Origin of the sequence: Vibrio sp. 11-4(1), assembly GCF_013048625.1 — a bacterium.
Taxonomy (GTDB): domain Bacteria; phylum Pseudomonadota; class Gammaproteobacteria; order Enterobacterales; family Vibrionaceae; genus Vibrio; species Vibrio diabolicus.
Map to the genome: position 1 here is coordinate 328,429 of NZ_VHSY01000002.1, position 15,050 is coordinate 343,478.

Sequence of the window (15,050 nt, forward strand, 5' to 3'; positions counted from 1 at the left end):
TTTTCTCACACCTAATTCGCGATAAACGATTCGCTCAAGGCTGAGCAGCGTTTGGTATTTGGTGAAATATCTCTCTAATTTCAACCGATAAATAATTTGATTTATGTGTGTTGGTATTATCTCAAAAAAGGAATCATAGAGCTTTATGTTCTCAGGGATGCTATTTATTTTCGCTCCACTTGTTGTGGGGTATCTAATTCCTATATCTCGAGCCTCGTTACTGGAGAAGATCAATCAATCAACGTCCTACCTTATTTACGTCATTTTGTCGTTGATGGGACTTAGCCTAGCAGCGCTCGATAACTTAAGTAGCAACTTACAGAGTATTCTTCTCTATGCGAGTACTTTCTTTTTATGTTTAAGTACCTGTAATCTGTTGGCGCTGCCTATTATCGATAGGATTATTCCTCTCCAGACCAATCAGAATCAAAAGAAGCTGCCACTATCCTCGATGGCTTTAGAATCAGTAAAGCTGATTGTTGTCGTTGGTGGCGGGCTAGTAGTTGGTCTGCTGTTACCCATCGATTTAAGTTGGGTGGATACAGCGAGCGAATGGATACTCTTCCTGCTCTTATTTTTTATTGGTATTCAGCTTCGCAATAGTGGGCTTACTCTTCGCCAAATTCTATTAAATAAACAGGGTATGGCCATTGCGGCAGTTGTGATCGCAACATGTATGCTTGGTGGCGTTATTGCAGCGATACTTTTGGACCTTCCTCTCTATCAAGCCCTCGCGATGGCTTCAGGCTTTGGCTGGTATTCACTCGCAGGAATTTTGATGGGAGACGCTTTTGGCCCCGTGTTTGGGGGAGCATCTTTCCTGATCGAATTGATGAGAGAGCTGGTCGCGCTGGTAGCCATTCCTCTCTTTATTCGCAGCTATCCGTGCACAGCAATTGGTTATGCAGGGGCAACAGCAATGGACTTTACCCTACCTGTTATTCAGACTACAGGCGGTGTGCGTTGTGTCCCAGTCGCCATCGTTAGTGGGTTTATTTTGAGTTTACTGGTACCAGTTATGATGCTTTTCTTTGTATCACTTGCTAGCTAGATCTCAGGTTTTCGCTTTAACATCCATTACAATACGGCAAAAATTCAAATACCCAGTTAACGTCAAAGTGATCAAGATTTTGGCAATAATCCGCTTTCTTTTTGTCAATTAGCCCAATGATTTATCACGACTAAAGAGAAAGAAGGGTGAAACATCAACTTATGTGCCTTGCGTTAATAAAGGGATAACAACCAGAAGGAAGAAGAATGAAACGCTTTGTCGTTGCAGCGCTCCTCGCTACAAGCTCAACTTTTACGTTTGCCGCAGATCAACAATGTCTTGCAAGCAAATACGACGGCTATGTTGATGCCTCACTACAGTGGTATCAAGATCTTGTCGATTTGACGGTTACCCAGTATCCAGATCTAAAAGAAGTTAGCCAGTGGTTCTTGGACGGCCGTAAACATCACTTTGAATTAAACCGTGAAGCAGTGCACTATTTTCTAGAGAACGATCCTAGCCGTGTTGCAACAGAACAGCCAATCGAAGCATGGCTAAAATTAGAACAACACGACGTTAAGCAGCTAGCAAGCCGAAGTGATAAGTTAGGTGAAGTCGCAAAACAAACGTTTAGTGACCGTCAATCGACTAACCATCCAAAAAACTACGAACTCCGTTCAGCATTCGCCGACCTGCTTAGCCATCCACAACAAATTGATACCGCGCTTAATAAGTACAATCAGTCAATAGAGAAGATTGAAAAGCAGAAGTGTGATTAATTAATCGTTGAGGATGCTCGAAAACGCCGAGTGTTTTAACACATTAAAATCAACGATTTTTTAATGTGAAGATTGTAGCCCTCACCTAAAATTTTCATTTCAGCAACATGGGTTTCAACAATTAAAACGGGACTTTGCGCCCGTTTTAGTTTAGATTGTGCCGCTCGCATTACCAAAATAACTACAAAGATTCTTTGCTATGGTTAAGGAACAAAAAACCGCTGACGTTAGCTTTGAGAGCTTGCTAAAGATCTTCACTGTCCCAGAAGGTCCTGACTCAACGTTAACCAAAATTGACGAGAGCCTCTCGCGAAATCTAAATCAATTTCTTCGTGAACACATCGTGGCAGAAGAAAAGCCTTTACGCGAAATCGAAAAAGACTTTTCTTCTGCTCAGATTCCTGAGCAGCCAGAGTTCGTGTCAGATCATACAGAACACTTACTCGACACTTTGGTGTCGCACTCCGTTCACACTTCTTCACCAAGCTTCATTGGTCATATGACATCAGCACTGCCTTATTTCTTGATGCCACTGTCAAAGATCATGATCGCCTTAAACCAAAACCTGGTAAAGATAGAGACTTCTAAAGCCTTTACCCCGCTTGAACGTCAAGTTTTGGGCATGCTACATCGCTTGATCTATGGTCAGAGCGATACGTTTTACGATCAGTGGATGCATAGCGCAAACCACTCATTGGGCGCATTTTGCTCCGGCGGTACCATTGCCAATATCACTGCACTTTGGGTAGCGCGTAACAAAGCGTTAAGAGCCAATGGTTCATTTAAAGGCGTTGAGAAAGAAGGCCTATTTAAAGCCATGAAGCATTATGGCTACGATGGCTTAGCGGTATTGGTGTCTGAGCGTGGTCACTACTCCCTTAAGAAAGCAGCCGATGTACTAGGTTTAGGTCAAGAAGGCTTGGTTGCGGTTAAAACGGATGCCAACAACCGTATTATTGTCGACGACCTTAAAGCGAAAATTGTTGAACTAGAGACACAAAACATCAAGCCTATTGCTGTTATTGGTGTAGCTGGTACAACAGAGACAGGTAATGTCGACCCGCTACCTGAAATCGCAGAAGTCTGCCAAGCTCACGGTTGTTATTTCCATGTGGATGCCGCATGGGGTGGCGCAACACTTATGTCTAATCACCATCGTCACCTTCTTAGCGGTGTGGAAATGGCAGACTCAGTAACCATTGATGCGCACAAACAACTCTACATCCCGATGGGCGCTGGTATGGTTCTGTTCAAAGACCCTGACGCAATGAAATCCATAGAGCATCACGCTCAATATATCTTGCGTAAAGGCTCAAAAGACCTAGGCAGCCATACATTAGAAGGCTCTCGTTCGGGCATGGCAATGTTAGTCTATGCCGCAATGCACATCATCAGCCGCCCTGGCTATGAGCTGCTGATAGACCAAAGCATTGAAAAAGCTCGCTACTTTGCAGATTTAATCAAGCAGCAAGATGATTTCGAATTGGTTTCTGAACCAGAGCTTTGTCTGCTCACATACCGCTACTTGCCGCCATTCATCCGTGAGGCATTAGCAAAAGCGGAAGGTTCACAAAAAGAACAACTGAATGAACTGATTAATGAATTAACACAGTTTATTCAAAAGCGTCAGCGTGAAACGGGCAAATCGTTTGTTTCACGTACAAGGCTGAACCCAGACCAATGGCAGCGCATGAACACGATTGTGTTCCGAGTGGTTTTGGCAAATCCGCTGACGACCAAAGAAATTTTGAGTTCGGTGCTTGATGAACAGCGTGAAATCGCCAAGCAAGCACCAAATTTGATGGAAAGAATTCAGCAGGTGGTCACTAATATCCAATCGTCTTAATGGCCCGAAAGAGTTACATCAATTTGAAATTTTTTTTCGTTTTGATGTAACTCAAACATCATTCTCGTGCGACTGGCGCAACAAAACATCGATTACACATCCAATTCTGTAGTTTTTACAACATTTTGTTTGAGGCCTGTCAAATTCTCACTAAATAGTATCCGTTATTGGTTTAGACTGATTGAAGATCAGGTTTATACTGATTCTATGGCGCTGGTTGTTTTCGTTAACGCCCCACTCTACTCTGGAATCTTCGTGTTTCCTTTCGTTAACAGAGCCAGCGAGTTGTTCTCTATACCCTCGTGAACACTATGAATACATTAGAAAAAATTCAAAAAAACCTGGAGAATTTCAGTAAGTCAGAGCGCAAAGTTGCAGAAGTAATTATGGCGTCTCCACAAACTGCAATTCATTCAAGCATTGCAACGTTGGCTAAAATGGCTGATGTTAGTGAGCCCACTGTAAACCGCTTCTGTCGTCGTCTGGACACCAAGGGCTTTCCAGATTTTAAGCTTCACTTGGCACAGAGCCTAGCCAACGGTACCCCTTACGTTAACCGTAACGTGGAAGAAGACGACGGCCCAGACGCGTACACCCATAAGATTTTCGAATCGACCATGGCGTGTTTAGATGTCGCGAAAAACAGCCTAGATCCAATGCAAGTGAACCGTGCGGTCGATTTGCTAACGCAAGCGAAGCGCATTTCATTCTTTGGCCTTGGTGCATCATCTTCTGTAGCCCGAGACGCACAAAACAAGTTTATTCGCTTTAACATTCCAATTACTTGTTTTGAAGACATTGTCATGCAGCGCATGAGTTGTATTAACTGCAGTGATAATGATGTTGTGGTTCTTATTTCTCACACAGGTCGAACGAAGAGTCAGGTCGAAATAGCAAACCTTGCTCGTGAAAACGGCGCGACGGTCATTGCGATTACAGCAAAGGACTCACCGCTAGAAAAGGCAAGTTCACTCGCTATTACGCTTGATATTCCTGAAGATACCGACGTTTATATGCCAATGGCGAGTCGAGTTGTACAGATGACGGTGATTGATGTACTGGCAACTGGCTTCACACTCCGCCGTGGTACAGGTTTCCGTGAGAACCTAAAACGCGTAAAAGATGCGTTGAAAGACAGTCGCTATGACAAACTAAGTCAGTACTAACTACTGGTGTTTAGTGAAAGATTTAATAAAGGGGAGCTCAACGCTCCCTTTTTTTCAATGTGCTTTAGAGCAATACATCAACCCAAGTCATTCACACTCGATAAGTCTGTCCTTGATTCAAGTACTTCTACAGAGCTCACGTGTTGTGTGCTCTCTGCCACACACTCTCCACTGCAATCACAGACTTGCTGCAATATGTATATCAAACGTTCCTGATTAAGGGGTAACGGGTTGCCTTTGATCGCCATCGACTTAAGCGCATCGTTCGCCACTTGTTCAAAAGAAGTTTGGCATACTCCGAATTGGCCAAGTAACGGCAACGCTAACTTATCTAACACCATATTTACCCAAAGAACCCCATCGTGCTCATTCGCGTTCGCACGATCGGTAACCAGTTGGGCAAGTTTACGATAACGATGAATCACATCATTCCTGCCAGCGAGCTTCGCGGCGTTAATATTTTCCTGCATCACGTGCGGTGCAAGACGCGCCGTGATCACGCTGTGGGGAGCATCTAACTTACCTCCTAACGCCGACGCAAGCCCATGCGCAGCACCTAATTTGGCATTAGTAATGGCCATGCCACCGAGCAACGCAGCGAATGATAAATCCGAGCGAGCCTTATGATTATCTTGCTTACAAGCAGCAATCACTGAACGGCTTAAACGACGAAGTCCCTCTTCGCACACCATATCTGTAAGAGGGTTTGGCTCACCACACACATACGCTTCCATCAAATGAGTGAACGCATCCATCGCGCCACGCCCGGATGTGTATTGATCGGTTCCATAAGTGAGCGTCGGATCCACAATGGCAACGTCTGCCAGCATATCAGGGCTTCGAAGACTCACTTTCACTTTATCTTGTCCAGACTTCAACACCGCATTTCGAGTCACCTCTGAGCCCGTGCTTGCTGTCGTAGGAATTGCAATAAAATGAAGAGGTTTTGCCTTTAATGGTACGTTTCTTCCTACCACTTCGACGTAATCGTAAACATTGCCTTGATTAGGAATAATAGCGGCTAGGGCTTTACCCATATCGATGACACTGCCACCGCCAATAGCAATCACCATATCAGGCTGGAATTTTCTACCGAGTACCGCGGTCTCTTCTACCATTGTGATATAAGGTTCGCCATTGATTGCTACGTGTTGGTAACGCATATTTTGAGCTTTAAGGTAGTTAATGATGGGCGTGGCTCGTTGGGTGTCCTTCCCAGTTACCAGCAAAACACTGTAGCCAAATTGGTTGATAACGGATAATGAAGACTGAAGTGCACCTTCACCAAATATAATCCTTGTTGCAGTCATAAACTGAAACATACACATCCTCCCAAAATAATATACCCAAATAACCTCTTGCCCTCTGATTTAACACTTATGTAAGAGTTGAAGTCATTTGCGTATAGCCAGATTAGATTGCTATGTTTTTGAATAAAAAAAATTGACCAATTCCACCTTGCCATCATTAACCCCTTAAAATGTATGTTTTTTATGCGTCACTTCACATACTTTAGAGCCATAGAATAAGGGAGCGCGTTTAGTTTTTATTCGATAGATTTCACCTATAGAACCAAGAGGTAATTGCCGCTTTATTTCCGTATCTGGATCGGGCATAGTTACTGCAACAAAAGAGAGCGCACTCAGCCGCTATGTTTTGTACGCTTTCAAAAAAGAATAGATTTAGGAGAAATAAGATTATGTTCGTTGTTATCTTTGGTCGCCCTGCATGTCCTTTCTGTGTTCGTGCAAAAGAACACGCAGAAACGCTAAAAGCGAAGCGTGACGACTTCAACTACCGTTACGTTGATATCCATGCTGAAGGCATTTCTAAAGCAGATCTTGAGAAAACAGTTGGTAAACCAGTTGAAACTGTTCCTCAAATCTTTATCGACCAAGAGCACATCGGTGGCTGCGACGAGTTCGAAGCATACGCGAAAGAGCACCTAGGTCTATTTGACGAGTAATCAAGACAGTTTTTAAGAAAGCCGCTTCATGCGGCTTTTTTATTATTTTTCAGTTGGTTATTACCTTACGTCAACTAATGGTAAAACCTAAAAAAATTCACTTATCTTTTTGCTATATTTAGTTACAATTCGCAATTCTTAATCTTTTTGGCACACACTTTACCGAGCCACACAGTGAACATAGACGTCGTATACCTTCTTGAGCAAAACCCTATCCTTCTAATCTTCGTCGTATTAGCCATTGGCCTTGCCATCGGAAAAATCCGATTTGGCAAATTACAACTAGGCAACTCCATAGGCGTTCTAATTACCTCGTTGGTAATGGGTCACCTTGGCTTCTCATTCAATGCAGAAGCATTAACCATTGGCTTTATGCTGTTTATTTATTGCGTTGGCATTGAAGCTGGACCAAACTTTTTTGGCATATTCTTCAGAGATGGTAAGCATTACTTTATCTTAAGTATGACCGTTCTCGTGTCCGCAGTCAGCTTAACGTATGGCTTGAGCCACTATTTCGGCCTCGATTTTGGCTTGTCAGCCGGTATGATGGCTGGCGCGTTGACAGCAACACCTGTACTGGTTGGTGCACAAGACGCTCTTAACTCTGGCCTTGCGACTATACCGCGCAATATGGATTTTTCTTTGGTATTAGAAAATCTATCCGTGGGTTACGCGATGGCTTATCTGGTCGGCTTAATTAGCATGATCATGTTCGCGAAGCTATTGCCAAAACTACAGAAGCAGAACCTGTCTGATTCTGCGCAGCAAATTGCTCAAGAACGTGGCCTTGGAAATTCAAGCCAAAGAAAAGTGTACTTACCGATTATTCGTGCTTACCGAGTCGGTCCAGAATTGATTGACTGGACTGACGGCAAGAACTTGCGTGAACTAGGCATTTATCGTCAAACTGGCTGTTACATTGAGCGAATCCGCCGTAACGGTATTCTCGCCCATCCAGATGGTGATGCTATTTTGCAAGAAGGTGATGAAATTGCACTGGTTGGCTTCCCTGATAGCCATGCTCGCTTGGATCCTAGCTTCCGCAACGGTAAAGAAGTATTTGATCGTAACTTGCTTGATTTGCGCATCGTTGAAGAAGAAATTGTCGTAAAAAGTGACGCTATCGCAGGCAAGCGTTTATCTGATTTAAACTTATCTGAGTTTGGCTGTTTCTTAAACCGCGTGGTACGTGCGCAAATAGAAATGCCGATGGATTTAGACATTGTTCTCGCTAAAGGTGACGTCCTTCAGGTAAGCGGCGAGAAAAGCCGAGTACATGGACTCGCGGAAAAAATCGGTTTCATCTCGATCCACAGTCAAATGGCCGATTTACTCGCTTTTTGCAGCTTCTTTATTTTGGGTATTCTGTTTGGCCTCATCACGATGACATTCGGCCAGGTTTCGTTCAGCTTGGGTAACGCGGTAGGTCTTTTGTTATCTGGTATTACACTTGGTTTCTTACGAGCAAATCACCCTACTTTCGGCTATGTCCCGCAGGGGGCGCTGAATATGGTCAAAGATTTGGGTTTGATGTTCTTTATGGTGGGAATAGGTCTAAGTGCAGGCGGAAAGATGTTCGAGCACTTGACCCAAGTTGGTCCAAAGGTGATTGGTTTAGCATTCATTGTTAGTGTTGTGCCTGTAGTACTGGCCTATTTAGTGGGCGCACACATACTCAAGATGAACCGTGCCCTGCTCTTCGGTGCCATTATTGGTGCCCGAACTTGTGCCCCAGCTATGGATGTCGTCAACGACTACGCTAAATCCACCATCCCTGCTCTTGGCTATGCGGGTACCTATGCGATTGCTAATATTCTGATGACGTTAGCCGGTACGATCCTGATAATATTAAGTTAATAACTTTGACTGATGAAAGCAAAAAAGGCGCTCAATGAGCGCCTTTTGTATATCGGTTGTCTAATCAGTCATTCGATTAGATTTGGATAAAATCAGCTTCAACCGCTGGATTTACATCCGCTTCGTAATCTACGCCTTCAACACCGAAACCAAATAGTTTCAAGAACTCTTCTTTGTACTCTACGTAGTCAGTCAGTTCTTTTAGGTTCTCAGTCGTAATTTGAGGCCATAGCTCACGACAGTGCTGCTGAATGTCGTCACGAAGTTCCCAGTCATCCAGGCGTAGACGATTCATCTCATCCACTTCTGCTGCGCTACCATCTTCTTTGTACAGACGTTGGCTGAACATACGGTAGATTTGTTCCATACAGCCTTCGTGTACGCCTTCTTCGCGCATTTTCTTGAATACCATTGCAATGTACAGTGGCATAACAGGAATTGCGGAACTTGCCTGAGTTACAACAGATTTAAGTACAGCAACATTTGCACTGCCGCCTGTCGCTGTTAACTTGTCGTTTAGCGCTTTCGCCGCACGATCTAGGTCCATTTTCGCTTTACCTAGTGCGCCATCCCAGTAGATTGGCCAAGTTAGCTCAGTACCAATGTAGCTGTACGCGACTGTCTTACAGCCTTCAGCAAGAACACCAGCATCAGACAGTGCATTGATCCAAAGTTCCCAGTCTTCACCGCCCATAACGGTTACTGTGTCTTTGATTTCTTCTTCTGTTGCAGGCTCAACACTTGCTTCGATGATCACATCTTTGTTGGTATCAACGGCAGTTGATGTGTAAGTTTCACCGATAGGCTTAAGCGCTGAACGAACTAACTCGCCAGTTTCTGGCATTTTACGTACTGGGGAAGCCAGTGAGTAAACCACCATATCGATCTGACCTAAATCTTCTTTGATCAGTTCGATAGTTTTCTGTTTCGCTTCATTTGAGAAAGCGTCGCCGTTTAGGCTTTTTGCGTACAGGCCTTCTTCACGCGCTAGCTTTTCAAAAGCAGCTGCATTGTAGAAACCTGCCGTACCTGGTTTCTTCTCAGTGCCTTCTTTTTCGAAGAAAACACCGATAGTTGATGCACCGCCACCAAATGCCGCAGCGATACGAGAAGATAGACCGTAGCCACTTGATGCACCGACAACAAGAACGCGCTTAGGTGCGTTTTTGATTGGGCCTTGCGCTTTAGTGTACGCAATTTGTTCTTTTACGTTAGCTTCACAACCAACAGGGTGCGTTGTAGTACAGATAAATCCACGAATTCTAGGTTTGATGATCATATTCAACTTCCTTTAAAAAACCTTGTTAGGATAAAAGTTTCGTCGGGATTTCGCATCTAATTTCTGTAAAAATGCTCTGAAAAGGCAAGTGGTTGGAGCACTATCCCAACATCCACTCTGCAAGAACACAAAAAAGCACCTCATTGAGGTGCTTTTCTTAGTATTAACGGTTTACTATGCCGCCGGGTTCAAATGCGACTTTTTTGGGCAATCAGTTCGCACTTCAGAAAAGTCATGACTAAAGTGGTCAACTTGAATCGCCTTGTAACGCAATTTGTCTGCCGCCATGATTTGGTCAATTTCTTGCTCAGTTAACACGCCAGCTTCAAATGCTTGCTGCAAACGGTCGTGTAAAAGACCTTTACGAGCCACTTTCCCATCCTTCGCCGCCTTCATAAGCTTACGCTCTAAAGGTTTGATTTCGTACATTGCGAGGAAGGCTTTCTCCATTAAGCCTACGCTGTCGTCGTCGGATTTTCCGATGTAGCAAAGATGCGTGAGTCGATCGCGTTGTGTTCCTGGCGTCATCATCGCTTCCGCCAGATTCACACACAGTTCATCGCTTGGCTTATTAAAATGATTACCAAGTGGGAACAATAACCCTTTCAGCACACCGCCAACGTATTTCACAGGGAAGTTGGTATAAGCCTCATTTAATGACTTAGATGCGTTATACAAGCAGTGTTGAACGGCGTAGTGGACAAAATCTAGATCGCCTTGTTGACGTCCTTCATCTTCATACTTTTTCAGTGCGGCAGACGCCATATATAGATAGCTTAAGCCATCACCCAGACGTGCGGAAATCATTTCTTTACGCTTCAAATCACCGCCTAGTGTTAACATCGCGAAGTCAGCACTAACGGCAAGCGCTCGGCTTAATCTTGTGATTTCTTTATAGTACTGCTGTGTTGGGCCACTCATGTGCGCTTTTACAAACCGAGAACCAGTTAGCGCCGCGCCAAATGCACCAAATGTATTGCCTACCGCATGTTTGATGTGTTTAAAGAGCAAGTTGTCAAATTCTTTCGCCCCTTGTTCAGAATCTGGATTCGCAGCAGCTTCCATTTCTTTTAGTACATATGGGTGACAACGAGTCGCACCTTGACCAAAAATCATCAGGTTACGAGTCAGAATATTCGCGCCTTCAACAGTGATAGCAACTGGAATACCGAGATAGTGTTTAGCAAGATAGTTCATTGGGCCATCTTGAATCGCACGACCTGCATGAATATCAAACGAATCATTTAGAATAGTACGCGCAATTTCCGTCATGTGGTACTTGGCAATCGCGGTTACGATCCCAGGTTTTTCTTTCATATCGAGAGAAGTCGTCGTCAGCGTACGTGTCGCTTCTAGTAGGTAAGTAAGACCACCAATGCGCCCCATTGCTTCTGCGACACCTTCAAACTTACCGATCGACATACCAAACTGTTTACGCACGTAAGCATAAGCACCAGTTGTACGTGTAGTAAGATGACCAATCGCTGTGCCAAGCGCTGGGAGAGAGATACCACGACCAGCAGAAAGACACTCAACCAGCATACGCCAACCTTTACCTGCGTAATCAGCGCCACCGATCAACCAGTCCATAGGGATGAAGACATCTTCACCACGAGTCGGACCATTCATAAATGCAGACCCCAGAGGATCATGGCGCTCGCCTATCTCGACACCTTCATGGTCAGCGGGGATCAGCGCACATGTGATTCCAACCTCTTTCTTATCACCAAGTAGCCCTTCTGGATCCTGTAGCTTAAATGCTAATCCGAGCACTGTCGCCACTGGCGCAAGTGTGATGTAGCGTTTATTCCAGCTAACTCGCACGCCAAGCACTTCTTTGCCTTCGTGAGTGCCATAACAAACTACGCCTTGATCTGGTATACCACCGGCGTCAGATCCCGCTTCGGGCCCTGTTAATGCAAAACAAGGAATGTCGGTACCATCAGCTAAACGAGGCAACCAGTAATCTTTTTGCTCTTGCGTGCCATAGTGCGATAAAAGCTCACCTGGACCAAGAGAGTTCGGTACCATTACCGATACCGCGGTACTGATACTTCGAGTCGCAATACGAGAAACAATGGTTGAGTTCGCTAAAGCGGAAAATTCACGACCACCATACGCTTTTGAAATGATCAGTGAGAAAAATCGCTCTTTACGTAAGTACTCCCATACTTCAGGCGGTAAATCCCTGTCTTCTTTGACAATCTTCTGGTCATCAAGCATTTCTAGCAGGGTTTCAAGCTCATTATCCATAAATGACTGCTCTTCTGCTGTCAGTGTCGGCGTTGGATAATGGTGCAATGTAGTGAAGTTAGGCTTGCCTGAAAATAGTTCGGCATCCCACCACACACTACCCGCTTCCATCGCCTCTTTCTCGGTGCTAGAGAGAGGTGGCAATACTTTTTTGAACACTTTAAAAGCTGGGTCACTAATCCATTTTCTTCGTAGAGAGCTCATAGTTCAGATCCTTTTGTTCACGTAACCGCTCTGGGCATAATTTTATTATTGGTTTAACTTTCTTATTTGTCTTGTGCCAACTGCTTCGCTGACATTCCTGCTGACAAATAAGGAATCAGTAAATCGACGACAGATTTCACATCGACTTCCTTTTCAAATTTACTTTCAGCAAGCTCCGAAAGAGCCTGGCTTGAAGCCATCGTAAATACGCAGGTACCTAGCGTGAAGTGCAGTCGCCAAAACAGCTGCTCCTCACATAGTTCCGGGTTTGCCTTCATTATCGAGAAGGTGAAGAGGTTAAGTACCTCTTCATATCGAGTGGTGATGAACCAACGCAGATGACCTTGTACGTCTGTGTAACCACGGCCAATTAACAACATGAATAATGCAGTACCATTGGGGCGCACATCATTTAATGTACGCAAAGGTAAACGCAATGACTCAAAGACGTCGTCCATGTCGTAGCTATCACGCGTATTTAACTCAATTAGTGAGGTTTTAATGCTCGGCATGAGCGCTTCTAGGTATCTATCTAAAACCGCTCTAACTAGCGTTTTTTTATCGCCAAAGTGATAGTTTACCGATGCTAAGTTGACGTTCGCTTTACCTGTTATCGTTCTTAGCGAAGTATCATTAAAACCATGTTCAGCAAAGAGTCCTTCTGCGACATCGAGTATTTTTTCTTTTGTTGATGTTCTCGGGGCCATTTTAATCACTCGTATTAAACAACTGTTTGAAAATATACTCCTGAAACTTTAGATTAACAAATGATTAACATCACACTTTCACCAATTGGTCTGACCAGAACTTAGAAGGTGTGATCTAATCTTTTGAATTTAAGTCTAATAAGCAAATGATGCTCGCCTGAAGAAAATGACCAAGTTTCGCAAACCATCGTATTTGAAACGCTAGCAATGTCGTTGGGCGGTCGGAGCAGGAGGTGCGGGTTTGAAATGCAATTTAAGTTTATAGCTACTATAGAAAAGAGGGCTATCGAGTTTCAAACCGCCATTAAGTTGGTTACGCTGTTCGCCTCTTCTCTTACTTCTTTACGATACAAGCAGGCAGAAAGAATTAAATCGAATTTTTTTTGAAAAAAAATGGAACTGTTTGGAAAAGGCTCGGTCTGAATAAATGTAACAACTAGGGCATTTTAAGTTTCACTGGCCGTCAAACTTGTTTCCATCTAATTGTTACGTTGCTGCTTTTTTCTTATTAACTCCTATGTTTGTATCCGCCCAGTCAAATTTTCGGCTGGGCTTTTTTTCGCCCGCAGATCTACCACCTACTTTTCGATGATTCCGTTCATCTCCATGGTCTAGACATCCGCTCAATACGAAAGTGTCGCTATTAAGTCGCTGATGTACTGAACTATGGGTATAAAAAAGCCTCCCGATTGGGAGGCTTTACAAAATAGCGCATTTTTATCTTACGCTTGCGCTTTCTTAGGCAAAGAAAAGTGCAGTAAGGCATAGCCAAGTAATGCTGCTGTCGTCGAACCCATTAAGATGCCTAGTCGAGCATAGGTATCAAATTCAGGACTTACATTTCCGAACGCTAAAGAGGAAATGAAGATAGACATTGTAAAGCCAATACCACACAACACAGATACCGCAAAGATATGCTTGAAGTTAACCCCTTCAGGTAACTTAGCAACGCCCATTTTTACCGCTGCCCAGCTAAAGGTAAAGATACCTAGAGGCTTACCAACCAGTAGACCCAAAGCAATACCGAGTGGCAGCATTGAAGTCAGACCTGACATCGATACACCTTCTAACGAAATCCCCGCATTGGCAAATGCGAATAGAGGCAGAATACCAAATGCCACGTATGGGTGAAGCGCGTGCTCCATATGTTTAAGTGGAGAATGTTCGCCCTGCTTTCCCTTTAGTGGGATAGCAAAGCCAATCACTACACCTGCCAATGTTGCGTGAACACCGGATTTAAGCACCGCGAACCATAAGATCGCACCGACGATCATGTATGGCGTAAGTTTTGTTACTTCCTTCGCATTCAACATGAATAGGACACCAGTCATGATGAAGCCAACAAGCAACGCCATGGTCGACAGGTCACCGGTGTAAAATAGCGCGATAATAACAACCACTCCTAAATCATCGATGATAGCAAGCGCCAGCAAGAACACTTTTAGGCTTACTGGTACACGCTTACCTAATAACGCCATGATACCTAAAGCAAAAGCGATATCTGTCGCCGCTGGAATTGCCCAACCAGAAATCGCCTCAGGATCGTTGGCATTAAAGGCTACGTAAATAAGAGCAGGAGCTAACATACCGCCAACCGCTGCAATCGCAGGGAAAATTGCGGTTTCTTTTGATTTTAACGCACCTTCAAGTAGCTCTCGCTTAACTTCAAGGCCAATGAGTAAGAAGAAAACAGCCATTAGGCCGTCATTAATCCAGTGAGAAACTGACATACCAAATACATAAGTATGCAGTACAGATTGATAAGTTTCGCCCAGCGGTGAGTTAGCAATGGTCATCGCAATTGCCGCGGCAATCACGAGAAGAATACCACCAGCTGATTCCATTTTGAAAAAGTCACGAATGACATCGTTCATGGTTTCGTCCTTATATTTATTATCTTAATAAACGATTAACAAAGAATGATAAGAGTGTATAGCGGTCGAAAACTTTAGAATAATCGCTTCTTCAGAGTATAAACTTCGATTTTTCCGATATGAAGTTT

General features: G+C 44.0%; 11 protein-coding genes. 6 read left to right on the top strand and 5 right to left on the bottom strand.

Annotated elements, in window-relative coordinates; translation table 11 throughout:
* The first annotated feature begins 145 nt into the window (after positions 1-145).
* The 4 genes from FKN16_RS04940 to FKN16_RS04955 all read left to right on the top strand — a co-directional run bounded on the left by FKN16_RS04940 (position 146) and on the right by FKN16_RS04955 (position 4,782).
* Complete coding sequence (locus tag FKN16_RS04940; RefSeq protein WP_006742620.1) at positions 146-1,051, top strand: lysine exporter LysO family protein; 906 nt, start codon at positions 146-148, stop codon at positions 1,049-1,051.
* A 206-nt stretch (positions 1,052-1,257) separates the two neighbouring features.
* Positions 1,258-1,770, top strand: a complete 513-nt coding sequence (locus tag FKN16_RS04945; RefSeq protein ID WP_012841922.1) for a hypothetical protein — start codon at positions 1,258-1,260, stop codon at positions 1,768-1,770.
* A 199-nt stretch (positions 1,771-1,969) separates the two neighbouring features.
* Positions 1,970-3,616, top strand: coding sequence for a pyridoxal-dependent aspartate 1-decarboxylase PanP (gene panP, locus FKN16_RS04950; RefSeq protein ID WP_170902132.1), 1,647 nt, complete (start codon positions 1,970-1,972; stop codon positions 3,614-3,616).
* Positions 3,617-3,927: 311 nt separating this feature from the next.
* Positions 3,928-4,782, top strand: coding sequence for a MurR/RpiR family transcriptional regulator (locus tag FKN16_RS04955; RefSeq protein ID WP_005378021.1), 855 nt, complete (start codon positions 3,928-3,930; stop codon positions 4,780-4,782).
* Positions 4,783-4,859: 77 nt separating this feature from the next.
* On the opposite strand, the gene FKN16_RS04960 is transcribed toward FKN16_RS04955, so the two are convergent.
* On the bottom strand, positions 4,860-6,104 hold the full coding sequence (locus FKN16_RS04960; RefSeq protein WP_170902133.1) for an iron-containing alcohol dehydrogenase: 1,245 nt from the start codon (positions 6,102-6,104) through the stop codon (positions 4,860-4,862).
* 377 nt (positions 6,105-6,481) lie between these two features.
* On the opposite strand from FKN16_RS04960, the gene FKN16_RS04965 reads away from it, so the two are divergent.
* Positions 6,482-6,748 (top strand): GrxA family glutaredoxin, encoded by a 267-nt coding sequence (locus FKN16_RS04965; protein WP_005378026.1) that lies wholly within the window; start codon positions 6,482-6,484, stop codon positions 6,746-6,748.
* Between the two features lie 174 nt (positions 6,749-6,922).
* Positions 6,923-8,605, top strand: coding sequence for an aspartate:alanine antiporter (locus FKN16_RS04970; RefSeq protein ID WP_006742623.1), 1,683 nt, complete (start codon positions 6,923-6,925; stop codon positions 8,603-8,605).
* Between the two features lie 76 nt (positions 8,606-8,681).
* Here the strand turns inward: FKN16_RS04970 and fabV are convergent, their stop codons facing one another.
* The 4 genes from fabV to nhaA form a co-directional block, all read right to left on the bottom strand.
* Positions 8,682-9,884, bottom strand: coding sequence for an enoyl-ACP reductase FabV (fabV, locus tag FKN16_RS04975; RefSeq protein WP_145532240.1), 1,203 nt, complete (start codon positions 9,882-9,884; stop codon positions 8,682-8,684).
* 174 nt (positions 9,885-10,058) lie between these two features.
* Complete coding sequence (locus FKN16_RS04980; RefSeq protein WP_005393224.1) at positions 10,059-12,341, bottom strand: acyl-CoA dehydrogenase; 2,283 nt, start codon at positions 12,339-12,341, stop codon at positions 10,059-10,061.
* A 62-nt stretch (positions 12,342-12,403) separates the two neighbouring features.
* Positions 12,404-13,048 (bottom strand): TetR/AcrR family transcriptional regulator, encoded by a 645-nt coding sequence (locus tag FKN16_RS04985; protein WP_005393225.1) that lies wholly within the window; start codon positions 13,046-13,048, stop codon positions 12,404-12,406.
* A 722-nt stretch (positions 13,049-13,770) separates the two neighbouring features.
* Positions 13,771-14,922, bottom strand: coding sequence for a Na+/H+ antiporter NhaA (nhaA, locus tag FKN16_RS04990; RefSeq protein WP_006742626.1), 1,152 nt, complete (start codon positions 14,920-14,922; stop codon positions 13,771-13,773).
* Positions 14,923-15,050 lie beyond the last annotated feature (128 nt).